Origin of the sequence: Chryseobacterium sp. RU33C (assembly GCF_900156015.1) — a bacterium.
GTDB classification, from domain to species: Bacteria; Bacteroidota; Bacteroidia; order Flavobacteriales; family Weeksellaceae; genus Chryseobacterium; species Chryseobacterium candidae.
Genome location: NZ_FTMT01000004.1, coordinates 182,477 through 209,462, shown reverse-complemented (window position 1 = coordinate 209,462; position 26,986 = coordinate 182,477). Strand labels below are relative to the sequence as shown.

General features: G+C 37.7%; 19 protein-coding genes. 10 read left to right on the top strand and 9 right to left on the bottom strand.

Annotation, left to right across the window (positions count from 1 at the left end):
* Nucleotides 1–131 precede the first annotated feature (131 nt).
* From BW946_RS05785 to BW946_RS05765, 5 genes are all read left to right on the top strand, one after another.
* The gene (locus BW946_RS05785; protein WP_076595249.1) at nt 132–2,957 is read left to right on the top strand and encodes a TonB-dependent receptor; all 2,826 of its coding nucleotides are present in this window, start codon (nt 132–134) and stop codon (nt 2,955–2,957) included.
* A 9-nt stretch (nt 2,958–2,966) separates the two neighbouring features.
* Nucleotides 2,967–4,271, top strand: a complete 1,305-nt coding sequence (locus BW946_RS05780) for a DUF5690 family protein (RefSeq protein WP_076595248.1) — start codon at nt 2,967–2,969, stop codon at nt 4,269–4,271.
* Nucleotides 4,272–4,282: 11 nt separating this feature from the next.
* Nucleotides 4,283–5,437 carry a TIGR03364 family FAD-dependent oxidoreductase gene (locus BW946_RS05775; protein ID WP_076595247.1) on the top strand — a complete coding sequence of 385 codons (1,155 nt, stop codon included), beginning with the start codon at nt 4,283–4,285 and terminating at the stop codon, nt 5,435–5,437.
* A 7-nt stretch (nt 5,438–5,444) separates the two neighbouring features.
* Nucleotides 5,445–6,113, top strand: a complete 669-nt coding sequence (locus BW946_RS05770; RefSeq protein WP_076595246.1) for a phosphonatase-like hydrolase — start codon at nt 5,445–5,447, stop codon at nt 6,111–6,113.
* A gap of 409 nt (nt 6,114–6,522) precedes the next feature.
* A complete protein-coding gene (locus BW946_RS05765; protein WP_076595245.1) occupies nt 6,523–8,376 on the top strand; it encodes an alkaline phosphatase family protein in 1,854 nt (617 codons plus the stop codon).
* A gap of 75 nt (nt 8,377–8,451) precedes the next feature.
* On the opposite strand, the gene BW946_RS05760 is transcribed toward BW946_RS05765, so the two are convergent.
* Genes BW946_RS05760 through BW946_RS05750 form a run of 3 tightly spaced genes read right to left on the bottom strand, consistent with a single transcriptional unit; the run spans nt 8,452 to nt 10,778 of the window.
* A complete protein-coding gene (locus BW946_RS05760; protein ID WP_076595244.1) occupies nt 8,452–8,937 on the bottom strand; it encodes a GNAT family N-acetyltransferase in 486 nt (161 codons plus the stop codon).
* Nucleotides 8,938–8,951: 14 nt separating this feature from the next.
* Nucleotides 8,952–10,367 (bottom strand): aminotransferase-like domain-containing protein, encoded by a 1,416-nt coding sequence (locus BW946_RS05755; protein ID WP_076595243.1) that lies wholly within the window; start codon nt 10,365–10,367, stop codon nt 8,952–8,954.
* A 42-nt stretch (nt 10,368–10,409) separates the two neighbouring features.
* Nucleotides 10,410–10,778, bottom strand: a complete 369-nt coding sequence (locus tag BW946_RS05750; protein ID WP_076595242.1) for a hypothetical protein — start codon at nt 10,776–10,778, stop codon at nt 10,410–10,412.
* Nucleotides 10,779–10,981: 203 nt separating this feature from the next.
* On the opposite strand from BW946_RS05750, the gene BW946_RS05745 reads away from it, so the two are divergent.
* The gene (locus BW946_RS05745) at nt 10,982–12,274 is read left to right on the top strand and encodes a DUF389 domain-containing protein (RefSeq protein ID WP_083688786.1); all 1,293 of its coding nucleotides are present in this window, start codon (nt 10,982–10,984) and stop codon (nt 12,272–12,274) included.
* A 53-nt stretch (nt 12,275–12,327) separates the two neighbouring features.
* On the opposite strand, the gene BW946_RS05740 is transcribed toward BW946_RS05745, so the two are convergent.
* The 5 genes from BW946_RS05740 to BW946_RS05720 form a co-directional block, all read right to left on the bottom strand.
* On the bottom strand, nt 12,328–17,127 hold the full coding sequence (locus tag BW946_RS05740; RefSeq protein ID WP_076595241.1) for a DNA repair ATPase: 4,800 nt from the start codon (nt 17,125–17,127) through the stop codon (nt 12,328–12,330).
* A gap of 154 nt (nt 17,128–17,281) precedes the next feature.
* Entirely contained in the window at nt 17,282–19,303 is a 2,022-nt protein-coding gene (locus BW946_RS05735) for a flotillin family protein (RefSeq protein ID WP_076595240.1), read from the bottom strand.
* Between the two features lie 126 nt (nt 19,304–19,429).
* Complete coding sequence (locus tag BW946_RS05730; RefSeq protein WP_076595239.1) at nt 19,430–20,086, bottom strand: hypothetical protein; 657 nt, start codon at nt 20,084–20,086, stop codon at nt 19,430–19,432.
* Nucleotides 20,087–20,089: 3 nt separating this feature from the next.
* Nucleotides 20,090–20,791 (bottom strand): PspA/IM30 family protein, encoded by a 702-nt coding sequence (locus tag BW946_RS05725; RefSeq protein ID WP_076595238.1) that lies wholly within the window; start codon nt 20,789–20,791, stop codon nt 20,090–20,092.
* Nucleotides 20,792–20,810: 19 nt separating this feature from the next.
* Nucleotides 20,811–21,206, bottom strand: a complete 396-nt coding sequence (locus BW946_RS05720) for a type III secretion system chaperone family protein (protein ID WP_076595237.1) — start codon at nt 21,204–21,206, stop codon at nt 20,811–20,813.
* A gap of 120 nt (nt 21,207–21,326) precedes the next feature.
* Here BW946_RS05720 and BW946_RS05715 point away from each other — a divergent pair, with 120 nt between their 5' ends.
* Together BW946_RS05715 and BW946_RS05710 are read left to right on the top strand one after the other, a co-directional pair.
* The gene (locus BW946_RS05715; protein ID WP_076595236.1) at nt 21,327–21,959 is read left to right on the top strand and encodes a helix-turn-helix domain-containing protein; all 633 of its coding nucleotides are present in this window, start codon (nt 21,327–21,329) and stop codon (nt 21,957–21,959) included.
* A 195-nt stretch (nt 21,960–22,154) separates the two neighbouring features.
* Nucleotides 22,155–22,901, top strand: a complete 747-nt coding sequence (locus BW946_RS05710; protein ID WP_076595235.1) for a ThiF family adenylyltransferase — start codon at nt 22,155–22,157, stop codon at nt 22,899–22,901.
* A 19-nt stretch (nt 22,902–22,920) separates the two neighbouring features.
* On the opposite strand, the gene BW946_RS05705 is transcribed toward BW946_RS05710, so the two are convergent.
* The gene (locus BW946_RS05705) at nt 22,921–23,679 is read right to left on the bottom strand and encodes a response regulator transcription factor (protein WP_076595234.1); all 759 of its coding nucleotides are present in this window, start codon (nt 23,677–23,679) and stop codon (nt 22,921–22,923) included.
* Nucleotides 23,680–23,805: 126 nt separating this feature from the next.
* On the opposite strand from BW946_RS05705, the gene BW946_RS05700 reads away from it, so the two are divergent.
* Together BW946_RS05700 and BW946_RS05695 are read left to right on the top strand one after the other, a co-directional pair.
* A complete protein-coding gene (locus BW946_RS05700; protein ID WP_076595233.1) occupies nt 23,806–24,450 on the top strand; it encodes a hypothetical protein in 645 nt (214 codons plus the stop codon).
* A gap of 66 nt (nt 24,451–24,516) precedes the next feature.
* Complete coding sequence (locus tag BW946_RS05695) at nt 24,517–26,913, top strand: TonB-dependent receptor (protein ID WP_076595232.1); 2,397 nt, start codon at nt 24,517–24,519, stop codon at nt 26,911–26,913.
* Nucleotides 26,914–26,986 lie beyond the last annotated feature (73 nt).

Genomic DNA, 26,986 nt, shown 5'->3' with positions numbered 1-26,986 from the left:
GATTCAATGCTTTTCAAAGTAAAATAGCTGTAACAAATGGCGTTTATTTGTTAAACAATACTTAACATAAAATATTTATATATATTAAAATTATTAGCGTGATTTGCATAAAAAATTTAATATATGTAAAAATGAAAACAAAATTAGAGAAATTACTTACCCTTGTTTTTGTCTGTTTCATGGTCTTTGTTTCAGCGCAGAAACAGTTAATTATAGGAACTGTTCTTGATGAGAGCCAGCCTCTCCCTGGGGCAACAGTCAAAATAAAAGGCTTATCCAGAAATATAACAACCGATATTGAAGGAAAATTTGCCATCAATGATATCAAAGAAGGTCAATATACATTACAAATCAGTTATATTGGTTATGAATCTTCAGACATTACAATTGATCTGAAACCGGAGCAAACGGTTGATCTGGGGATCATTAAACTTTCCCAGCTCCGAAAAAACATTGATGAAATAGTAGTGACCGGAACATTGAAAAATACGGAAGCGAGAGCGTTGAATCTTCAGAAAAATGCAATCAATATTACCAATGTAATTGCCTCAGACGGAATCGGAAAATTACCGGACAGAAATGCAGCAGAAACCGTACAGCGTGTGCAGGGAGTTTCTATTGAAAGAGATCAGGGAGAAGGAAGGTTTGTTTCCCTCAGAGGACTTCCGCCATTCTGGGCATCCACAACCATTAATGGAAACAGACTTCCAACGGCTGAAGAGGAGACAACCTCCAGAGCAACAGCATTCGACTTTTTCCCTACGGAACTGATCTCCTATGTGCATGTAAACAAATCATTTACTCCGGATATGGAGGCCGACGGAATTGGCGGCGGTGTGAATTTCATCACCAAAACACCACCCATGAAAACAGAGTTTAAAGCAACGATTGGAAGCGGATATAATGCCAAAGCCGATAAAGGGGTCTACAACCTTGGATTTTTATATGGCGGAAGAACAAAAGACAAAAAATTCGGGTATCTTTTCAATTTCGCCCACTTCATAAGAAACTGGTCTACAGACAATTTCGAGGCCAGAAGAAGTGGTGATGAAGGCGTTTTCCGACTGGAACTCCGTGATTATAACGGGGTGAGAAAGACAACAGGAATTAATACGGCTTTTGAATATGTACTTTCTCCAAAGACAACTTTCTATTTAAAAGGAATGTATGGGACATTATCAGACGATGAAACCCACTACAAGCATAGAATCCGTTTTGATAAATTCAGCAGTGCGAACAATACGGCAAGAGTGGAGCTTCAGAACATTCACAATTTATTGATAACGGAACTTACGTCTGCTTCCCTGGGAGCGGTTCATCAATTAAACAAAGGAAAAATTGACTGGGATCTCTCTTATTATGACAACAAATTCAAGTATGGAAACATCCCAGACAAACAGAACAATTCTTATTATGTCATCAAGTACACTCAATCCGGTGTAGGCATCAATCCTGATTATATTTCCAATCATGGAAATGGACCTAGAGCGTATTGGAAAGCAGATGGCGGGAAATTAGATTATAAAAATCCGGATGCTTTATTTGGTTTTTACAGTGATCCGAACTTTAAAATGGATGCTTCCCAAATGAGATTTACAGATCTTGAATTTTACAAGGTTTTTGTAGAGGAAAAGGATAAAATCGTAGCGGCTTTCAACCATGAGATCAATGCATCTGATAAACTGACTTTAAAATATGGTTTTAAATACCGTGATAAAGAGCGTAATGCAAGATTCTCCGATATTTTCTACAACTGGAGCAGCGGAACAGCACCTCTTCTGTCTGATTATTCCCAATACATCACAACACAGCCTAATGGGCCGAAATATTTAAGTGAAATGAATGCTCACATCGGAAATACATTTGGTCCGGTACTTTCTACCACAGGAATGAACCAGTTCTGGTATGAACATCAGGGAAATCTGAAAATCAACACAGCAGATTCCGAAGCGCTGGAATATAATAAAGCTCTGGGAAGGAACTTTGATGTGTTTGAAAAACATGCAGATGCTTATGGAATGGCAACCTATAAACTGAATGACAAGATCACCGTTTTAGGAGGAATCAGATTATCCAATACCAATACAAAAGTGAAAGGTTACAGTGTAAATGATAATGTACTGACACCGGTAGAAAATACCAAAAACTATCTGGCCGTTCTTCCGATGATTCACTTGAAATATACTTTAAACGATAAAGCTAATCTACGCTTTGCAGCAACAAGAACTTTCTCAAGGCCCAATTTTGGAGATCTGACTCCGGGAGGAACTTATAGTGAAGCAGATAACGAATTCAAAGGGGGAAATCCCAATCTTAATCCTACCTATTCTTTGAATTTTGACCTGATGGGAGAATATTATTTCTCCAACGTAGGGATTCTGAGTGGCGGTGTTTTCTATAAATCCATTACAGATCCTATTTTCCAGGATTCTTTTATCGGAAACTATAACGGAAACAACGGCGTACAATTTACCGCTCCTAATAATGGAAAAGCGGCATGGCTGGGAGGAATTGAGCTGGGAATTAATAAAAGATTTGACTTCCTTCCAGGGCTTCTACAATATTTCGGGGTACAACTGAATGCTACATTCATGACTTCTGAAATGGAAAAACCAAGCGGCAGAACGGTAGCCCTTCCCTATCAGGCAAAGGAGTTATACAATGCGCAGCTTTTCTTTGAGAAGAAAGGATTCAACGCAAGGCTTGCTTACAACTACAAAGGGAAATATGCAGTAGAATATGCTGAGGAAGATATCAACGATTCTTATTATGGAAAATACAGCAATCTTGATTTCGGAGGTTCTTATCAGTTTACCAGATATCTGACTTTATACGCGGATGTGAACAATATTCTGAACAAACCGCTGATCTATCACTTCGGAAAAAGTGAAGACCGTCCTGAACAGGTAGAATATTACGGAGTACGATTCAATCTTGGAGTAAAACTGAACTTCTAAACCCTTATCATGGCCAGAACCATCAATAAAAAAACATTAGTAACACTGAAGGCCGCTTTCGCCGCTTTCGGTGTATACTTCTGCATGTACGGCTTCAGGAAACCCTTTACTGTAGCTTCTTTCGAGGGACTTTCTTATTTCGGGGTAGATTATAAGATACTGATTATCATTGCACAGGCAGTAGGCTATTTTATTTCAAAATTCATCGGGATCAAATTTATTTCTGAACTAAAACCCCAGAAAAGAATTACTTATCTTTTTACTTTCATTGCTATTGCTGAGCTTGCGTTGTTGGGGTTTGCAGCCGTTCCTGCTCCTTACAATATTCTGTTTATGTTCATCAACGGAATTCCGCTGGGAATGATCTGGGGAATTGTTTTCTCCTATATCGAAGGGCGAAAAACCACGGAAATTATTGGTTTGTTTTTATGTTCAAGCTTTGTCGTTTCTTCAGGATTTACAAAGTCAGCAGGAAAATTTTTAATGGATACATTTTCCATTTCCGAATTCTGGATGCCATTTTCTGCCGGACTTATTTTTATTATTCCATTGATTTTATTCGGATTGCTTCTTGAAAGAATTCCCCAACCTTCGGAAGAAGACATTTTGCTTAAAAATAAAAGACAGCCGTTGAATGGTGCAGAAAGAAAAGCACTGGTTCAAAAGTTTTTTGTTCCGATCGTGTGTATCATATTTCTTTATATCAGCTTAACCGTTTTAAGAGATTTCAGAGATAACTTCAACCGGGAAATCTGGGACGGACTGCATTTTAATTTAGACAGTTCTATTTTCACCTTAACAGAAATTCCTATTGCGGTGATGGTACTTGTGATTTTAAGCTTTATGGTGAAAGTGAAAAACAATAAAAAAGCGTTTGCCTGCTATCATTATATTCTTTTTGCAGGAATTCTTACGGTAGGACTTTCTACCTATCTGTTTCAGCAGGGTTATATGGCACCTTTTTTATGGATGACAATTTCAGGTTTTGGAATGTACATTTGTTATATTCCTTTCAATGGAATCTATTTTGACCGGATGATCGCGGCCTTTGAAATCAAAGGAAACGTTGGTTTTCTGATCTATATTGTAGATTCATTCGGATATCTGGGAAGTGTGCTGATCCTGCTGTATAAAAACTTCGGATCGGCTCAGACTTCGTGGTTACATTTTTATATCAATTTGAATTATATCATCACCATAACGGTTTTCGTTCTTTCGGTGGTTGCATTTCTGGCTTTCAGGAAGAAATCAAAGCCGAAATCAAACTCAAACTCTAATCAATTCATCAATTTCGATACGTCGAAAATTTTATAAATTATAGAACAATGACAACAAAATTTGATTTAATCGTTGTAGGAGGTGGAATTTTAGGAACGTTCCATGCTTATCATGCGCTGAAGAAAAATCTTAAAGTAGCTTTACTGGAAAGAAATTCTGTTCCTCAGGGAGCCACAGTAAGGAATTTCGGACAGGTAGTCCCTTCCGGAATGGATCTGAAATGGCAGAATTTCGGAAGGGAAAGCCTGACTATATACAATGAACTTCATGATCAGGCAGATCTTACCATCAGGCAAAACGGATCTGTCTATATCGCATCCAATGATGAGGAGCTTCAGTTGATTGAAGAACTATATGAAATCAACCGAAATAATGATTATGAATCTGTTTTATTATCCAAAAACGACTGCATCAAGAAATTTGACGGTCTCCGTTCGGATTACTGCAAAGGAGGTCTGTTTTTTCCGCAGGAACTTTCCGTAGATTCCGCAGATATGATTGTAAAGCTTCACAAGCTGCTTCAGGAAAAAATGGGATTGCAGATTTTCTATAATACTACAGTGCTGGAAACCCATGAAAATGATCAGAAATGTACCGCTGTAACTGCAGACGGAATAGAATTTTATGCATCTAAAATCATCATCTGCGGCGGGCATGAGTTCAAAACTTTATATCCTAAAGTATTCAATGACAGTGATCTGGAAGTGAGCAAACTTCAGATGCTTCAGACCAAACCTCAGGGAATCTATTCACTTCAGGGAAATATTCTTACCGGACTTTCCGTGAGAAGGTATGAGTCTTTTAGCGAGTGTCCTTCTTTTCAGAAAATCAAGGCTTTAGAAGATCCTAATTCGTTTGAAAAGAAATACGGAGTGCATATTTTATTCAAACAGGCCCTTGACGGCTCTGTGATCATAGGAGATTCTCATGAGTATGCGGATGCTAAAAATGCGGATGATCTGGGATATGATCTTAATATGGAGATTGATGAATTTATGATTCATGAAGCGAAGAAAATCATTGATCTTCCTACGTATGAAATTCAGAGAAGATGGTTTGGGATCTATTCCCAGTGCAAGACAAAGGATATTTTTGAGCACAGCCCATCTTCCAACATTCATATTGTAACGGGTATCGGGGGAAAAGGAATGACGGGAAGCGGTGGCTTCTCTAAGTTTAATATTAAAAAAATTTACGCATAACATTTACATGAAAAATATAGAATTATTAGTTCTGGATATGGCCGGAACAACCGTTGATGAAGATAATGTAGTCTACAAAACACTTACCAATGCTGTGAATGATTACGGTTATACTGTAAGCCTTGAAAAAGTATTATCCAGCTGTGCCGGAATGGAAAAACTGGAAGCCATCACAAGCCTTTTAAAAGAAATTAATGGAAATGAAGAGGATGCTCCTGCCATTTTTGAGAATTTTTCCGATCAGCTAAAAGAATCTTATAAAAACCTTGAGGTAAAACCCATCAACGGAACAGAAGATTTTCTGCTGAGCATGAGGTCTCAAAACAAAAAGATCGTTTTAAATACAGGATATACATCAGAGATTGCGCATCAGCTTTTGAACAAACTTAACTGGAAGGAAAGCATTCATTTTGATGCTTTGATTACTGCGGACGACGTTTCGGAAAGCCGTCCAAGCCCTGAAATGATTCATCTCGCGATGAAGAAATTCAATATTACGGAAGCCAATAAGGTTTTAAAGGCAGGCGATTCCGTTATTGATATTGAAGAGGGCAAAAATGCAGGCTGCGGACTTACAATAGCTGTTCTATCGGGAGCTCAAACCCAATCAGAGCTTGAGAAGGCGTCACCTGATTATATTCTGAATACTATTTCTGAGGCTGAAGATCTTCTTTAAATACATCTTTTTCAAATTATTTTAATACTTCTTGACACAAACGTTTTCATGGATACTTCTATTGAAAATGTTTGTGTTTTTAACCATCCCGCCAAATTATAAGTTTCACAGAGGTTTACACAAAAGCTATGTGATTTGGCTTTTGTCATTCTGACGAAGGAAGAATCTTACTGATCTTCCCAATATTAGATTCTTCACTGCATTTCATTTCGTTCAGAATAACACTTTTGAAACAGTCTCGGTTTAGTATGGCCAATTGAAGGTTTTAGAATTCTTTTTTCTAACCTTTTTAATTATCAAATAATTAACTTTCAGTTCACAAATGTTTACAAATAGTAAACTAATTTTACAATAGTTAAAAATAAATTACTATTTGTAAATATTTATAATTCTAAAACCTTATTTTCCCATGAAAACAAAACTATTCTCAATGGCTGTTGTTATGAGCTGTTTCCTTGGAGCACAGACTAAAAAAGTCCTTTTTATCGGAATTGACGGATGCCGTGCAGATGTCATGATGTCTACGCCTACTCCTAACATTCAAAACCTCATCAATCAGTCCATTTACTCTGTTGACGGACTTTGCACTGCTACTACCTGGAGCGGAAACGGATGGAGCACTATGCTTACCGGAGTATGGCACACCAAACACAATGTTCAGGACAATAATTTTACCAGTCCGAACTTCGTTAATTACCCTGATTTCTTAACAAGAGCAGAGACTTACAACGCTAATTTGAGAACCATTTCTCTGGCTCACTGGTCGCCCATCAACGATAAAATTATTCAAAACGCTGATGTAAAGACTAATCTGGCAACAGATCTTGCGGTAAAAAATGCTGCCGTAAATGCCTTGCAAAACGACAATCCTGACATCCTCTTTGTAGATTTTGATGATGTAGACCATGCAGGACATTCTTACGGGTTCTCATCCACTGTTCCTCAGTATGTAAATTCTATTAAGACAACAGATACTTATATTGGTGAAATTGTAACTGCAATGAAAAGCAGGCCTTCTTATAACAATGAAGACTGGCTGGTAGTTCTTACTACAGACCACGGTGCGGTAGACAGCTCTCACGGAGGCGGAAATCTTTCTGAAAGAAATATTTTTACGGTGTATTCCAATCCCGGATTTACTCCTCAGCAGATCAGCAAAACAGTGCTGGAATCCAATAAAACATTTAATCAATTGAATTTCCCTGCAGGAACTTATGCAAAACCCGCGAACCAGACTCCTTTTAATTTTGGCGCGAATCAGGATTTTACCATTGAATTTTGGGTAAAGCCTAATGCAGCTTACTCCAGTGATCCGGTAATGATCAGTAATAAAAACTGGGCTAACGGAAAAAATAAAGGATTTGTTTTCTCTGGTTATTCAGGTCAGACTTTAAAGATGAATATTGGGGACGGAACTAACAGAATTGACCTTGTAGGCGGAAAAGTAGAAACCAATAAATGGAAACATATTGCAGCAAGCTTTGACAGAGATGGTCTTGTAACATTGTATGAAGATGGTGTTCCGGTAACTTTTGCTAAAATGAATACGATCGGAAATATTGATTCCGGACTTCCTTTGACCTTAAATCAGGATGGAACGAATACTTACGGAATCAATCTGGCGGCTTCTTATAAAGATGTAAGAATCTGGAAATCGGCCCTTCCCAATGATGTCATCGTGAACTGGGCTAATCAGGACATTACCCCTTCACATCCTTATTATTCTCAATTATTAGCCAATTGGAAATGTAATGGCACTTCAGGAAATACGTTGGCAGACTCTAGTCCGAACACCAATGATATGACTGTAACGGGTTCTCCTTCTTATAATGCGGGGACAAATAATAACTTCAAGGTGTATGATTATACCTCAACAACAAGAGAAACAGATCATTTCCCTACTGTATTGAACTGGCTTTGTATTTCGGTGCAGTCTTCATGGGGAATAGATGGAGTTAACAGGATTCCGGCATGTACCAACGAAGTATTGGCGGCAAAAGAGACGAAGGTAATTACTGATGAGTTTACAATATATCCCAATCCAGTTTCAACATTCATTGGAATTCAGTATCAATCTGAGGATAAGCAAATTAAAGCAGATATCATTGACAGTAAAGGGGCTCTTGTTTTCACATCACATTTGCAGTCTTCAAGAGGTTTTTATAATGAAAAAATCAGCATTGGAAATCTTCCGTCCGGAGTGTATTTCATTAAAATCAACGGAAGCAAAAAAACACTGACAAAGACTTTTATCAAGAAATAAAACAGTAAAGCAATTAGATTTAAATTTGATATTAGAACAAGGATATTCCTATCCGGGTTCTAATATTTTTTTTGTTTACGTATTGAAAGTCAACTCCATTCTGACATCTGCACGGTCGTACTCAGCATGACCGATAGGGGTATGGATAAAGCCTAATTTTTCGTACAGTTTTATGGCCGGAACCAAAATAGAGTTGGTGACTAAAAAGATTTTTTCTGCATTTAATGCTCTTGCCTTTTCTACTAAAGCATTTCCCAGCAGATAGCCTATTTTTTTTCCTTGAGCCTTAGGGCTTACGGCCATCTTTGACAGCTCAAAAGTAAGAGGATGATCTTCCGTTTTTACCAATGCACAGGTTCCTACCGCTTCTCCATCCAGCAAAGCAAAGACAATGTGTCCTTCTTTATTTAAAATTTCCTCTTCCGGATGATCCAACAGCTTATAATCACCTGCTTCCATTACAAAAAACATTTTGATCCATTCTTCATTCAAAGCTTTGAAAGCTTCTTTATACTGAGATTCATAGGCCACAATTTTTACATCATTTTTACTATCATTCATCGCTATAAGGTTTATTAAATTCTGTTTTTTATCATTTTTCCAAGCTTCTCCAGGTCACTGTCCACCCTGTCTGTCCACTCTAATGCATAGTTCAGACGCATACAGTTCTGATACTGATTATATTGTGAAAACATCCTTCCGGGAGCAAAGTTTACTTTCTGGCTGACTGCAATATCATAAAGATCTTCTGTACAGATTCTCTTATCCAGTTCCAGCCAAAGCATAAAACCGCCTTTAGGCTCTGAGATTTTTGTATTATCAGGAAAATATTCAATCACCGATTTCTGGATCTGGAGATAATTTGCATACAGCTTTTTCCTGAACATTCTGAGGTGGTGGTCATACCGTCCGTGAGCAAGGAAATCAGCAATCACATCCGAAAACAAAGATGGTCCGCTTACCGTCTGAACCAATTTCTGACGGATGATTTTTTCTTTAAATTTTCCGGGGGCTACCCATCCCACTCTAAAGCCCGGAGCCAATGTTTTGGAAACCGAGCCTATCCACATCACAATTCCTGCTTCATCATAAAACTTACAGGGTTTTGGTCTTCCGGCTCCGAAATAGATGTTACCATAGACATCATCTTCTACCAAAGGAACATTGTGTTCGGTAAGCATTTTCACCAATTCTTTTTTGTTTTCATCCGGCATCTGGAATCCAAGTGGATTATTATAGTTTACTACAAAACAACATGCAGACAGCTTTGGAAGCACTTTCTTTAGAGCATCCAGATCTACTCCTGTGATAGGATGCGTAGGAATTTCAACTGCCTTCAGCCCTAATAATTGAATGGCCTGCAGAATTCCGAAATACACCGGACTCTCCACCGCCACCGAATCTCCCGGTTGCGTCACGGCCATTAAGCAATTATAAACGGCATTCATCGCTCCGGAAGTAATAACCAGATCATCTTCTGTGATTTTCCCTTCCATGACCATGGACCATTTGGCAATTTCCCGACGCAGAACTTCGCTCCCCTGCACGGGTTCGTAATTGGTTCCGCTGTCGCTTTTCCTTTTCATCACGTCAATCATGCATTTCTTCATCTTCGCTACCGGAAGAAGACTTTTCCCCGGAATTCCAAGGGCAAACTGTGTAACATCTGTACCACCAATACTCCCGAACACCTTGTCAATAAGATCCTGAGGGGTGTTGTTCCCTTCTGAAACCTTCATCTGAGTCACAGAAGGCAGCGCCAGTTTCCGCTGGGAAGTCTGGCTTACATAATATCCATATTTAGGACGTGATTCTACCAGAGAACGGCTTTCGAGTTCCATATACGCCTGCTTTATGGTATTCAGGCTTACATTGTATAATTTCTGGGCGCTTCTCAATGAAGGCAGCCTGTCTCCAAACTGCAGGGTTTCGCTTTTAATCTGCTCTGTAACAGAATTGGCTATTTTAAGGTACAGCACATCTTTAGACATAGAATCAGGGGTTTTAAGTAAATGTACAATTTTATCCTGTTTTTATTCAGTATTCAGCCAGCTGATCATACTGCTGATACTACTTTTCAATTGTTCCGGATCCTGAAAATTGGGTGTTTGATTATTTCTGCAATATCTTTCTGCCCGGGAAGAAAAGTTTCTTTTTTCTGCTTCTGTCATGCTGTTTTTATCATAGATTTTAAAAGATATTTTTTCTTTTTCATTGACGATAAGACTGGCAAAAGCAATGACTTCCCTATCATTTTTAGCCAAAAGAAAAGGAAGTCCGAAACTGTGGTCTGCTTTTTTCAGATGCTGTGTTTCCAGAAAGATATTTTTAAGCATCAACATGTCTGATATATAAGCTTCAGCATATTGAAACTGTTTCTGATGTTGAGTAATTGTTTCCATATTTTCTTCTTTAGCTAAACAAAATTATGGCGTATTTAATTTTGGATACAGATACAGAAGTATCTAATATTATGGATACAGATTATGAATGAGTTCTCTTCTCAAGCAGATTTGTATGCCAAGTTTTTATTTTATAGAACAGACAGAAGGTAAAGATTACATTTAATTATGTATTTTTATTTTCAGAAAAAGATCAAAATATAATGGTGGGAAAATTTTTTAGATTTATCAATCTTCATTTTGGAGAGGAAGACAAGCAGAAAGTTCTTGAAAACGTTACCGAAAACATTTCTTTTCGCGGTTCCAATTTATGGATTTTGGCGTGTGCAATAGTGATTGCCTCCGTGGGTCTTAATGTAAACTCCACTGCCGTCATTATCGGGGCCATGCTTATATCTCCTTTAATGGGACCTATAGTAGGAGCAGGATTTGCATTGGGAACCTATAATTTTCAATTGCTGAAGAGATCTATGAAAAACCTATTGATAGCCACTCTGGTCAGTTTATTGGTTTCTTTCATTTATTTTTCCTTAAGCCCGTTTAAGGAAACTCAATCAGAGCTTCTGGCCCGTACAGCCCCAAACATTTACGATGTCCTTATTGCCTTTTTCGGAGGACTTGTTGGAGTTATCGCCATTACAAGGGTAAAACAGGGAAATCCTGTTCCGGGAGTGGCCATTGCCACGGCTTTGATGCCTCCTCTCTGTACTGCAGGATATGCGCTTTCTGTGGCTAAATGGAGTTACTTTATAGGTGCTTTTTATCTTTATACCATCAATTGTTTTTTTATTTGCATCGCTACGTTTCTTATTATCAAATACCTTAGATATCAACCGGTAAAACTTGTTGATCGAAAATATGAAAGACAGATCCGGTTTGGGATCAGCGCATTAATTATCATTATGATCCTTCCCAGCTCATATCTGGCTTATAACCTGTTGAATGAAAAAAAGTTTAGCCAGAGTGTTGATAATTTTATCAATAATGAGTTTACACAGAAGGGATATACTATGATTTATAAAAAAGTAAACTATAATTCTTCACCGAAGAAAATAGAATTAGCTTTTTTATCCAAAAAGTTTGATAAGAAAGAATTGGATTCTATTAATCAAAAACTTAAAAATCTTGGAATATCCAATACTGAACTTATTATAAAACAGGATGCTACAGATCTGAAATCCGAAATATTGAATGAAATCGGCCAGCGAAATAGTGCAGTATCTGAAAAAGATCTTATTATCAATCGTTTAAGGCAGCAACTGGATCGTTATACCATAAAGGACTCCAGTCTTATAAAAGAAATCAATATTCTATTTCCTGACTTTAACCATATTTCTATTGGTAAAGTAACCAATTTTCCGAATACAGACAGTGCCAATGTAAGTACCGTTGTTCTCTATCAATCTGAAAAAGAAGAAAAAGAGCAGGAAGAAAAAATGAAGAAATGGATTTCTGAGAAGCTTTCTGATAAAAATGCCAAGGTAATCCGTCAATAAAAACATAAACTGCATCCATTAAGTGATGCAGTTTATTTTTATTCTTCACAGGGTTAATTTTCTTTTCTGAGAACCTCTTTAATGCCTTCCAACCCATCTCCAAATTGGGCAAGCAGCGCTACAATCTGGGACATTCTATCATTTTCTCCAAGACCTTTTAAGGTTTTATTTTTAACAAAGGTTTTTCTGATCTCATTCCAGCGTTCGGTTTCTTCTTCTGAGAGAATTCCTATCAGCTCTTTCAGTTTCAGCATATTGGCTTCTGCCCCTGTTGTCAGCGTCTGAGATTCATTCTGATAGTGATCCAGGACGATCTGGATAACTTCATTGTCTTTCAGGATAGGCTGTATCTGTGTTATCAGTTTATTCATATTACGGTAAGATCCCTGCAGCTTGAATGAGGGTTCATTTCTGTAATCATCTGACATGGCTGCAGAGGCAATATATTCTTTGTTTACCTTCAGCACCATATTTCTTACCCTGATTGTATTTTTCAGTACTGCTCTGAAATCCGATATTTCACTGGAGCTGAAGTTTCCTTTCAGGTTGTCAGCAGGATGATCTGTAATCACACAATCATAAAGCTCATACAGGTTTTCAATTCCCGGATTGGTCAGTCTGGTCAGATATTCGTTGGACATCAGGGCATTTTCAATAAGGCTCAGGTCGAAAAGATCTGTTTTTGATCCGGATATTTCTCCTAAGTTGTAAGTATCTGAACGATTGGCCAGCATGTCCGGAATTTTAAATTTTTCTCCACTCTCCGTATAAGGATTCCCCGCCATTACGAGACAGAATCTCTTGGATCGGAGATCGTATGTTTTACTTTCTCCGTTGTAGATTCCTTCAATTTTTCTCTGTCCATCTGCCAGTGAAATAAATTTCTGTAAAAACTCAGGATTACAATGCTGAATGTCATCAAGATAAAGCATGACATTATCTCCCATTTCCAGGGCGAGATTCAGTTTTTCAAGTTCCTGTCTCGCCCCTGCATTTTTGGCTTCGGATGGATCTGTTGATACAATATCATATCCTAACGACGGTCCGTTGATCTTCATGAAGACCAGTCCCATTCTTTCGGCCATATATTCCATCAGGGTAGTTTTTCCATATCCAGGCGGAGAGACCAGAAGAAGCATTCCCATTCTGTCTGTTCTTTTATCGGTACCGGCAGTTCCCAGCTGCTTGGCAAGGTTGGCACCGATCAGAGGGAAATAGACATCATTGATCAGTTTATTTCTCACAAATGAACTCAATACCTGAGATTTGAAAGTATCAAGTTTCATCGCTTTTTTCTTTTCATCCACCCAGCTGTACTTCAATTCCTGAAGCCGTTTGTATTTAGGAACGGTAACCGTATTAAAATGACTAAGACGGGATACAAATTCAAAGTAGCTAAGATGGTATTCCGTATCTTTTTCAAGAGACTTCAGTTCTTTTATGGTGACTTCATAAGAAATGTATTTGATATTATTCGGATCAAACTTCTGACTGATGATAAATACTGCTGCCTCCTGTATAATATCTTGGCCAGCCCCAGAATTAAAGGCTTTTAGCGCGCTTTCTGCAATATAATAACATGCCTGAGGGTATTGATACATTGCCTGCAACTGGCTGATAAACTCCAGGTCTTTGCCTTTTTCCTTCAGTTCTTTCATGAAAAGTTCATATAATCCGGCCGCTTTTTCTGAGATCAGGAAGTTTTCTTTGTCTTCCTGTTTAAGGTATATGGCAGCATTGATACAATCCGTTTCTTTAAAAACACCATGGGCCGATGCAAAAGATTTCATTTCCTCCGAAATTTCTCTGATTAAATACTCAAATCCCTGTTTTACAGTGAATGATTGAGCAATAATAGCGGCTGCTTCAAACTGTTTGGTATAATATTCTTTTCTTTCACTTTCCAGGAAAAACCAGAAAAGCTGTGCCAGTGCTCTTTCCTGTGCAGTAAACCTCATCAGTCCCAATTCATTGTGCATCTGCTGAAGTTTCAATACAATTGTCTCAGCATCTTTATCATGAATTCCTTTTACCAATCCTTCTCCGAAATGCTCTGCTGTAAACTGCTGTACAGCCTTTTCGTTTTCAATCTCTGAAGTTATTTCCTTGTGAGCGGAAAACACATTCCAGGCAAGATATTCAAATCTTTTTACCGTGCTATTTTCTGATACAAATTCCTGATTCCAGACTTCTTTGAATTCATCTGCTGTGAAATTCAAAGGTTCATAAAAGCTTGTTCCGGTAAGGTGATAATAATATTGGGCATTTCTATGCACCAAAGTAAGATCCAGCTTCTGCTGATTGACTGCAAATTTATAGTCTCCCAATGCAATGACGCTTTCTCCGTCTGCATAGATCTCTTTTTTATCTTTAAGCTTTCTTACCGCTTCTTGTTGTAATGTTTTTAACAGCGTCTGAATTTCCTCAGATTTTGCTGAATCTTCCAGCTCTGCAAGCTGTCTTGAAAGATCCTTCACTTTCTCCACCATCAGATCAGCTGCAAAGTAACCGTTGATCTCATTTTCAGAGTCAAAAGATTCTGCTTTGGTCTGTACAGATTTCAGGATTCTCTGCCCAGCATCAAAAAGATTCTGAGTCCTTTTATTTCGTGTTTCGGTAAGTTGTACTCTTTTATTCTGAAAATGTCCGTAAACTTCTTCTCTTTTAGTTCCTATCTGCTGGATAAATTCTTCGAAATCAATAAATTTCGTTTCCATTTCTTCCAACTGGATGGAAAGTTTGGTGAGATATTCATCACATTTTTCCGGAGTTTGCGAAAGTTCCAGAAAATTGATCACCGATTGGTCAAACAGGGTAATCTGAGCCTGAAAATCTGAGGCGAGTTCTTTTCCTGAAATTTCTCTTTTTCTTTTGCTGAGTCCCAGCCTTTCCTGATTCAGTCTCGCAAAAATCAGAGATATGTTTTCAATAATCTGGGTAGACTGGGAGGTGTCTTCAATTTTAAGGTTATTGACAATATCCACCAACAATTCCAGCTGCCCGGAAAGGAGATTGATATTTTCTTCAATTGTTTTGGCATCAATGGCTTTCTGCAGTCCAATAATATCTTCGGAAATCTTCTCAGCTCTTTCTTGATAAGGTAATAATGCTCCCTCCTGAAGCAGAAATTCCACACAGGCATTTGACAGTTCTGTATAACGGTCTGCAAGAGATTTTTCCAACGCATCCAGCAAAATTGTGTCTGCATATTTAAGCGCTCTTGCTCCCGTCACTTCTCCTCTTAAGGCTCTGATCTGAGAAAGAGCATCAATATATTCAGTAAGCTGAGAATAGTGAAGCCTTTTGGTATCATCAAGAATTTTATCACAGGACAACTTTATTTTTTCTAAAGTTTCCTCTGTATTTTTCCTTTGTTCTACTACTTTTTCGTACTCATTGATGGCCGAATGCGCAATCGCTCTGATCTCTTTCAATGGCTGATCCAGTTTCTGAACCTCATCTTCACCAAGGAAATAATAAGTATCCAGAATAAAGGTGGAAAGCTTTACAATATCATCATACAAACCGCTGTAAGAGTCTTTTTTGTTCAGAAGAGTGATCAGCTCCTGGCTCTCTGCCATTACTCTTACAATATCTTTATTTCCTATTTTGTAAAGTAAACTGTCTGCTTTTTCCGCATTAGGCAGCAGTTCTTTAGAAAAAGGAGTCTGCCAGATCTGAGCCAGATGATGCTTAGTGGTTTCAATACTTTCTCTGAGATAGATCAGTTTTCCATCATTGAGAAACGTAAATCCACTGCATCGGATTGGTATTTCGATGGTTTGGGTGATGATATTATAAGAAATCAACTGATAATTGTTGGTTTTATCATCGTAGAAAACGTATAAAAAATTTTCTCCGTTAGGCTCAATAATTGTTTTGAGATAGTAAAGTCTGTTCTGATCCTGAGAAATTACTTTTAATCCACCGGTCTGCAGGGCATATCCGTTTGAAAACAATACCCCTTGATTTTCCGGAAGCAAAAGCCCTGAATATTTAAGGGCATCTGCTCTGGAAACGGTCTTTTCTTTGTGGTTATAAATAAAATAGCGTTCTGTTTCCTGATAGGGTTTTATTTTAAACAAAACAAGATTATCGAGATCACAGAAATGAATCTCAGCATCGTCCAGATTCTGATCTTTATGAATGACATCTTCGGAGTAAATTCCTTTTCCTGTATCTGTATTGTCTTCTACTTTGATGGTAATATCTCCACCAATACTTTCTACGAAAACTTTATCTGCTAAAGAAATATGAGGATGTTTCCCGGATCTCTGCATATCTCTCGTGGCCTTTGTCCATACAAAACCATGCTGCTGAGGGTAAGAGGTCTCGGAAGCACTTCTTGAGTCTACATAGACCAGTTGATTTTCTTTGATCAGCCATTTAAAGGCTTTGATATCTGTGGTACTTTCGGACAGCTGGAAAACCATATACAGATAGTTTTCGGTGAAGGTAAACCTGGCAAAGAAAGTATTTCTGTAATATTTGTAAAGGTTTTTGAACTCATCAATGAAAACCTCATCATTGATCAGGGTTTGAAGCTGAGGTTCAAACCGGTCATTATTAATTGTATATATTGAAAAAACGTCCGAAATATTGATTTCCGTCTGAAGTCCCAGGTGGGCATTAAACCCGAATATCAGGTGATCACCCAGTGAATAGATATCTTTGGCTATACAGCTGTGATACGTTGAAATTCTTTCATTGGCAATGAGTGAAAAATCTACCCCGCCAAATATATTTTTACGGTTTTCATTAAGCTGCTGAAGTCTCTGAATCAGGTTATTCTTCTGCTCATTTAAACGGTTCTGAATAATTTCGTAAGTTCCGGAATTAAGTTGTTCTGACATCGTTTTTATTTAGGTTGTCATCACTGCTGTCTCACAGCAGATATTTGTATAACTTGTGGTACTTTGAAAATTTTTTGATATAAACCTTATAGGTTTTTAAAACCTATAAGGTTTGAGGCTTAGAATCTCTTAAAGTATCTAAAGCACTCTTGCATTATATATGGTTATTGTTCACCGGCTTGTTTTCCACGCCCAGGTGTTTCGCCATATCCAGCGCTCTTTCCAGAATTCCTTTTTCCTGATGAGAGGCAACGCCGTTCAGTTTAAAGATCAAAGAAGCAATGCTCATATTTTTGATGTCATCAGATGAGATTTTGTATTTATCTACCATTCCCATCACTTTTCCGATGATGTTTTCCCCATCACCCAGAAGGTTTTCTTTTACAATCTGCGCGTTTTCGCTGTGGCTGATGAATTTATCCAGTCCTTTTCCTGCAGAAACCTGTCTGATAACATTGTCGAAGAATGTATTATCACCTCCTACGATATCAATTTTTGCAGATTTGAAAGCTTCCGCCAATACCATAGACTGCGCTTCTGCGATATCTTTCTGAATAGCGATCTGAGCCAGTTCCACATCTTTTTCTTTGGCAAGCTGAAGACGGAATTCTTCGTGGTCTTTACCGGCATCATTCAGTTTCTTCATGGCTTCTGCTTTCTCTGTGATTCCTGCTGCTTCTGCCAATGCTTTTTCTTTGATGACTTCTGCCTGGGCAATTCCTTCTTTTTTATTGGCATCTGCTTTTTTCTCAATCACTGTAGCTTCTGCAACTCCCTGTCTTTCTGCAGCATCTGCTTTTGCATGCATTACCTGAGCTTCTGACAATCCTACGGTTGCTTCTTCTTTTGCTTTAGCATCTGCAATAATCTTACGGGCTTCTGCTTCTTTTTCTGCGGCATCTCTTTTCGCCTGTGCTTCAATGACATATTTCTGCGCATCTTTTTCTGCTGCCAATCTGCGGGATTCTGCGGCTCTTGTTTCCTCGATCAGTTTTTTCTCTGCTTCCTGAGTGGCAACAGTAATTTCTACCTGCTTATTTCTTTCTGCTGTTTTGAAGGCTTCCAGATCTTTGATTCCCTGCTGCTCTTCTACAACGGTTTTTTCCATTGTCAAACGTTCACGGATCGCATCCTGAATACTTTTTTTCTCCAGCTCTATGGCTTTCTCTTTTTCAATCTGGGCAAGAGAGACAATTCTTTCTCTTTCTGTAGCTTCAAGGGCTTTATCTTTCAATACTCTTTCGGTTTCTACCAGATCTGCACGTTCTTTATTTTTAGCAGCGATAACGACCTGACGGAGTTTATTTTCTTCAGCAATCTGCAGTTTTTCTTCTGTAGCAATGCGAACAGTTTCATATCTCAGACGTTCTTCTTCTTCTACTTTCAGAATTTCTGCATTTTCACGGGCTTTGATATTGGCGACTTCTCTTTTTTGAGATTCTTCTTTTTCTGCCAGCTGTTTTTCAAGCTCAAGAATGGCTTCTCTGGCTTCTACATTTTGTTTTGTAATGGTTTTTTCTTCATCACGGCGAACCTGATTGGCTTTAATATTTTGGGTCGCTGTCAGTTCTGTGATTTTCTTAATCCCTTCAGAATCAAGAATATTGTCTTTATCTAATTTATCAATGGAAGTCTGCTCAAGGTAGTCTATGGCGCAGTCATCCAGCACATATCCGTTAAGATCTGTTCCGATGATATCAAGGATTTCCTGACGGAATTCGCTTCTTGCTTCATATAATTCTGTAAAATCAAATTTCTTTCCTACCGTTTTAAGGGCTTCTGAAAATTTTGCTTCAAAGAGTTCCCTCAACGTCTGGGCATCAGAAGCACGCTGACAGCCAATGGTTTGACCTACATTCACAATATCATCCACTGATTTGTTGACGCGGATAAAAAATGCGACCTGAATATCTGCTCTCATATTGTCTTTGCAGATTAATCCAGCTCTTCCCTCTCTCGAAATCTCCAGTTTTTTTACAGAGATATCCATAGATTCCATACGATGAATAATGGGAATGACAATACCTGCATTAAAGAAGACTTTTGTACCTCCATAACCAGTTCTTAAAATAACGATTCCCTGAACGGTTTTTTTATACATCGATAAAATCCAGAAAATCAATCCGATTGATGCTACCACAGCAACAACAATTCCAGCAATTAAAGGTAAGTTCATAGTTTTATAAGTTTATAGTTTATATATAGATTGTGTTTTTTGTTTTTATAGAAATTGACAGATGATATCCAGGATATAGTTCATCAGAATCAAAAAAATAGTTATCATGGTTATTAGTTCTTATTTTTAATATCTTATTGACCGCTGTACATAGTAAATCCTTTTTTCGGGTTCTTCATCTACAATCATAACACGGCTTCCATGTTCAAGCCTGCTTCCGTCTTTACTTCTTACCATCAGCGTCATAGGATCACTTCCGATAAAGACTTCCATCATGCCTATTTTATCATCCTGAATGCTTGATTTTAAGCGTCCTTCTCTTCCTAAAAAGGCATATGATAATTCACCTTTATGATTGATTTCCTTAAAAAAAGGGTTCAGAGGCTTTAAAATTATTCTTGTTAATAGCATTCCTCCGATCATTAATGGAAAGAGAATCAGTATTCCTGCCCAGGTAGGAAGTGGAATGAAATAATTCAGATAAAATGATCCCAGCCAGGTGATCAGCAATGAAAGGGTAAGAAAATACGTTACCGGAACAATATCCAGATTAAGAAATTTCAGGAAATGCATCCATGCCGAAGGGTCGTGATCAGGGGTGTGAAGATGACCATCCGGAACGTCTATATCTGCATCTGTATCCAGATCGGAATGAATCCCAACATCGATATCCAGCCCTGTAAGAATGGTAAAGAGCCAATACACCACTGAAAGCCCCAGAAGAACCGTCAGCACCGTATTCACCGGAGAAAATGCTACATTTAAAAATTCCTGAAAGGTCATATATTAGCCTTTTTTAAGTGTTTCTTTTAATCTGTTTAAGGCTTCTTCAGCCTTTTTATCGCTATTGTTCACTATAGCATCTATTTCTTCATCAACGCTTTTTCCTGATTTTGAAAGGTCAGAATAGGCTTCAGCAAGGGCTTCCTGCTGTACAACACGATCTTTCAGTTTTTCCAGCATGCTTACCGTGCTTCCGGTATCCATCTGGGTCATCTTCTGATTGATATCTTTGGTAGCTTCACTTACCTGAACTCTTGCTTTCAGGGTTTTCAATTCATTTTCCCATTTGGTAATACTTGATTTCAGGTGAGTGATATTTCCCTGCATCTTTTCGCATTCTTCGTACAGTTTTTCATGTTCTTTCTGAAGAGCATCTGCATTTTCCTGAGAAGCTGTTTGTCTTTTCAGGGCTTCTTTAGCAAGACGGTCTGCTTCTGCCGTTCCTACCTCTCCTTTTTCTGCTCTCTGAACAATGACTATAGCTTTATTATAGTAATCTTTGGCCGTCTGCCCTTCTGTTTCAGCTTCATTCTTTTTCCGGATGGCAAGCGCTTTTAACTGTGCAAGTGCTTCTATGCTTTTTGCCAGCTGTTCTTTCATTTCACGGATTCCCTCTTGCGTTAAATTGATTGGGTCTTCAAAGTTTTCGATCACAGAATGGATCTCTGCCTTTCCTATTGTTAACAATCTTTTGAAAATGTTCATTTTAAATATCTTTTGTGAATTACTTACTCATTTCTAGCATTTCTGTTGTAAATTCCCCCACAAGGATTCCCAGAGAATTGATGGAAGCCATTACTTCGTTTTGTGCCATATTATCGGTAGGAAGTGTGTCTCTGAAAATCACACGCCTTCCTGTACCGTCCAATGCAAATGCTCCGTGAACAATGTCCCTGTTTTTCTGAAGCAGTCTCAGGAATATTTTTTCTGATGGGTTTTTGATTTCAAAAAGAAACTGTTCCATAATCAGAATAGAATCTGATATGATGAGGATCATATTTTTTATCCCGTTGGATTCTTTTTCAATGATTAAGATTCTCTGAGCTTCATCCTCCAGCGTGATGTTAAACTCATAATCTAACAACCACTCTTTGACCGTTCTGAATATTTGATTTCTCATAATGGCTGGTTTAGTGTTTTATTTTGTCTACACAAATATAAAATAAAACTTTCAAAATGCAAATATTATTAGCAATTATTTGTTCCAGATTCTCTATCTTTGCAAAAATGATTAGACAAAATGAGCTTCTTTGGAACTAATATTAAGAAAATAAGACAGGTAAAAGGACTGAGCCAGAAGGCTTTTGCTGATTTATTTGATTTAAACAGAGGGGTAATAAGCTCTTATGAGGAAGGACGTGCAGAACCTAAGATTGAGACAATATTAAAGGTTGCCAATCATTTTAACCTTAATCTGGATAAATTACTGACTGAAATCATCCAGGTAAACCAATTGGTAAGCGTTTCCGATATTGATCAGCTTATGCTTTTTCCGGAACTGGCTATACAAAACAGCAAGGAAACACAGGCTAAAACGGAAGATAATAATCCAAATTCGCCTATATTGCAAAAAATATTAGCATCCGTTGATTTGATTTATGAATTTACTTCAGAAAAACAATTGCTTTTTAATTATCACTACGGAGACATTTTATTTTTAAATAAGACAGATCCGGAAAAAGAAGCCTTATCAAGTCTGGTGCTATATAAAGACGGCCGTCTGCAATATCCATCCGACATTAAAACTAAAAACGCTGATGACCAGCAGTATTATAAGATTGTAGGCTATGTTTCTACCGCAGATAAAAATATTTTCACCGATATTTTTGAAAGGCTGGAAAAACTCGAAGATAAAGTCAAAATTAACGGATAAAAGCAGTAAAGAATGTTTAAGCCTTTAATCTCATTTTAATCACCGCTTATTGAATAATATAATTCGGGATTTTAAAAAATCCTATATTTAATCTATGTTTCGCATGCTTTTATTTTGATTCTCAGAACAAAAACTAAACTATCGTGTAGTCAAAATCAGAATAAAGACACCTATTTTTGTATTAAAATAGAAATAATGGAAACAAAATATTCCCGAAACAGGTTATACGTACAGCAGGAAGAGCAGCAGGCAATAAAAAATTTTTCTATTTTGCTTGCAGGAAGCGGAATCGGCAGTAATATTGCTGAATGTGCCCTTCGTTTTGGTTTTGAAAATATTACCATTGTGGATGGCGATACTATTGAGCAGTCTAATCTGAACAGACAAAACTATACGCATCAGGATATTTCTTCCTACAAAGCGGAAACCTTATACCACCGGTTGAAAAGCATTAATCCGGAGGCCAATATCCGCTACCGAAGTGAATTTATTACGCCTGAAAATGTTCATGAAATAATCGGAGATCACGATATTGCGATTAATGCATTGGACTTTTCAAGCAATATTCCTGTAGTGTTTGACAAAATATGCCAGGAAAGAGGGATACATGTGCTGCATCCCTATAATCTTGGCTGGGGAGGTTTAGTCGCCGTTCTGGAACCTGGCGGTCTTCCGCTAGATATTCTTTCCGATGAAAATTTTAATGAACTGAAAATGGTAGAGTACATTGCGGGTTATCTGCGGTTTTGGAGAACACCCAATGAGTGGCTGGAAAATATCATCGATGATTATAAGAAGGAAAAAGAAAATCTTCCTCCTCCTCAATTAGCGATCGCATCGTGGATTGTTGCCGGAATGTGTACCCATATAATGTTCAAAATAGCCACAGGAAAGCCCTACAAAACTTTTCCTCAGTTTTACATGAATGCTGTTTCCGAATAGCTATTTGTGCATTATATGATTAAATCAGTTTGTAATTGGTGGCATAGGACAGCGCTTCCGTAATATTACTTACTCCCATTTTGTCGAACAGCTTTCTTCTATGGAACTTTACGGTATCTCCTGTCACGAAAATTTTATCCGCAATTTCATTAATGGTAAGTCCCTGTGCATATAACCGCAGAATCTCGGCTTCTCTTTCTGAGAGCTTCACCTTTTCTTCTTTAATCCATCTGCTATCTTTCAGATCATAATTCCAGATTTCATCAGTTCCCTGCTTTACAATAGAGATATTTCCGGAAGCGTGGTTATGCGATAATGAAACAATACACATTGCTTTCCACATTTTTCCTTCTGAAGATAAGAAAAGAGGGGTCAGCTTATGATTGATAAGAATGGTATTCTTACTTGCGTTGACTAAATGAAAATCATAAGAAATGGTGTATAATTTTCTTTCATTTACCGGCAGGTTCTCGTAGAATTCAAATCCTACTTCATTGATTTTAAACAACAGGTCCAGGTCTTCTTTTTTCACGTGCCGGAAATAGAAAGCATAGCCCATTGTTTCTACTTCTTTGGGGGTATGATCACAAAGAAATAAAGGATTATCCGATACATACTCAAAATTCTGCTTCTGATAGTCGATGACATACAGACTCATATAGGTGATTCTTGCAAAGGCTTTAATGACCTCAAGGTAGTCAGAAGTCTGAGTATTCTCTGACTCTGAGATCGAATCAATGCTGTTTTTATTTGAAAAGAATTTTCCAATCTCTTCCATAGTTTAGTTTTTAAGGGTACAGTTTTTAGGTTACTACACTTTAGTGTAGACTTTAAGGAATCTACACTAAAGTGTAGCCTATCCCACTATTCAGTGTAATAATTTTACTATAAAGATAAAAAAAATATGGGACATCTTAACTTTTACTCTTTAAGTAATAAAAACTTATACGAATTAGCAGAATTTGTTGTTACCGAAAATTTCAATCATCATGAAAGTTATTCTGATACGGATCAGTTTAAAGCTGAAGTAGAGGATATATATCATGAAGAAAAGAACTTTAAAAAGTCTAAAATTTTTGTCTCCAGAGATCACGAAGGTAAGATCAATGGTTCTATAAGAGTTTTTAAATGGAACCACAAGGATGTTCTTCCATTGGAGAAACTTTTCCAGATTACCCCATCTTCTTTTATCAAAAATAAAAAGACCCACATCTGGCATATCGGAAGATTTGCTATTAAAAAAGGAATTGATAAAACGGGGTTTGGAATTTTCAAAACATTAATGGCTTACGCAATCAATGAAGTCTGCTGCAATAAAAACTCTGTTGCTATTGCGGAATGTGATGCGAAGCTTCTGAAAGTTCTTAAGCTTATGGGAATTGAAGCCATTACACTGGCCGAACCTATTCATTATCTGGGTTCAGAAACTATCCCCGTAATGCTTACCTATAGCGGGTTGAAAAATTTCCTGGACAAGAATTATCACCTGATGTCAACACAGGAAATAAGTGCTCTACACCAAAGTGTAGTATTACAACAAACCGCCTAAAACTACACTTCCGTGTAGCATCGTTCAAAATACAACATTCTACATTTGAAACATAAAATAAAAGACATGACAAAGAAATACTTAATACCTTTATTATCCTTCATAGGAATGGGCATTCAACTTAATGCTCAGAGTATTTCCGGTAAAGTATCTGATGAAAAGGCAAAAAATGTTTCTTACGTAGAGGTTATTTTGCTGAAAGGAGATGATAAGTTCTCTGCAATTACAGATGAAAACGGACAGTTTTCTATTAAACTTCCCAAAGCAGATTCTTATAAAATGGAATTTTTCCTGAACGGAAGCAAGGTATACGAAGGAAGTGAAAATATAGAAGGCGAGGTGACAAAAAGCTATATAATAAAAGAGAGCCAGCCGGAAAGCCAGGAAATCCAGGCGATCAGCTTAACCCAAAAGAAAAAACTGGTGGAAAGAAAGATAGACCGTCTTGTTTTCAATGTGGAAAATTCGGTTGCGGCTACGGGAGGGACAGCAATAGATGCTTTAAAAACAACTCCTTTGGTTCGTATTCAGGATGAGAAAGTATCCATTGTAGGAAAAGGTGAAGTTCTGATAATGATTGATGACCGTATTCAGAGAATGTCTCCCGATGATCTTTCAAGCTTCTTAAAATCTATCCCTTCAGATAATATTCAGTCTATTGAAGTGATTACTACCCCACCAGCAAAGTATGATGCAGAAGGAGACAGCGGACTGATCAATATCAAACTTAAAAAAGGAAAAGCCAATTCCTGGAATGCCAACATCGGCGGTAATTATACTCAGAAAACCTATGCAGGAGGCGGGCTTCAGGGAGCATTTAATTACAACCGAAACAGACTTTCATTACAGGTTACAGCCAATACGAATTCTCAGAGACTCCGTACTACCTCAGACAGTAAAATCTATTATCCGGATGAGCTTTGGATTCTGAATGTAAAAAATAAGTCTGAAGAGAACAATCTCGGGCTGGGACTTGGCGTAGATTATAAAATATCTGAAAAATGGACAACAGGAGCCAAATATCTGGGGAGTTTTACCAGAAATACCTCATCCAACAGTCCTTTCACCTCAAGATTTAATCCGGCAGGAGCTGTCAACTCCTACATTACATCTGATATGGATGCCAACAATAAACCCAATATGAATTCTCTTAACTGGTATAATACATTTAAGTTAGATTCTGCCGGCACAAAAATCACTACAGATTTTGATTATTTCCATTACAGAAAAAGTGATTACAACTTTTATGCAGGAAATGAACTGGATCCCCTGAAAAATACTCTTCCGGGAAGCTTTTTCTCGGCAACGAATACGAATGTGAACCGTATTGAGAACTATTCCGGAAAAGTAGATGTGGAAATGCCGTTGAAATGGGCTTCTTTAAGCTTCGGGGGGAAATACACTTATACGAATACCAATAACGATCTTGTGGTTATAGATCGTAAAACCGGAACACCAGTCCTCAATACAGATCAGTCGAATATTTTTAATTATAAGGAGCATAATGAAGCTCTATATGTTTCTGCAAGCAAAAAACTGGGTGAAAAATGGGAAACCCAGGCAGGATTGAGAATGGAAGCAACGCAGACAACGGGCTATTCTCACAATCTTAATCAGACCAACAAAAATGATTATGTGAAATTATTTCCCACTGCCTATGTGACGTATAATCCGAATGATAAAAACTCTTTCTCTCTTAACTACAGCAGAAGGATCCGCAGACCGAATTTCGATTATCTGAATCCGTTTGTGGTGCGTACAAGCCCTTATTATTATTCGGAAGGAAATCCTTTTTTAAAGCCTTCTATTATTGATAATCTAGAGTTTTCTTATGTGAGAAACCAAAAATGGGTATCCTCTGTGTATTATTCTCAGGTATCAGATTTCAGCCAGGATCTTTCTATTCTGGATCCTGAAACGAATATCACCAGAAGTACACCTCTGAACTATGCCAATACGTATCAGGTAGGAGTTTCCACCTATTACAATTTTAATAAGTGGTCCTGGTGGAACAGCTTTACAGGGTTTAATGTGAATTATCAGAAGGTAAAGTCCAAAACAGATTTCATCAGTTCAATAGACGGATATAATGCCTATTTCTATTCAAATAATGATTTTACACTGAATAAATCTAAAACCCTTTTCTTCAGTGCGAACTACGGGCTTCAGCTTCCGGGACGTTATCAGATCTTTCATATCTCAACCATGAATATTCTGGATGTCTCTATGAAATTTCTTCTCCTGGATAAGAAACTGACGCTTACGGTTACCGGTATGGATCTTTTGAATGGCCAGCGACCTGTGATCACTTATGAGTCTAACGGAGTGAAAACAGACTTCACCAGCTATGGCGACACCAGAGGGGTAAGGGTTTCTTTAAGCTACAAATTCGGGAACAAGAACCTGAAATCTGAACAGCAGAGAAATTTCGGGAACGAGGACGAAAGAAACAGAATTAATTAATCAACTATATACTTGCAAGTAGGGTCCAATAAAGGTTTTATGACTTGAAAAGATAACCACAATCAACTATTCT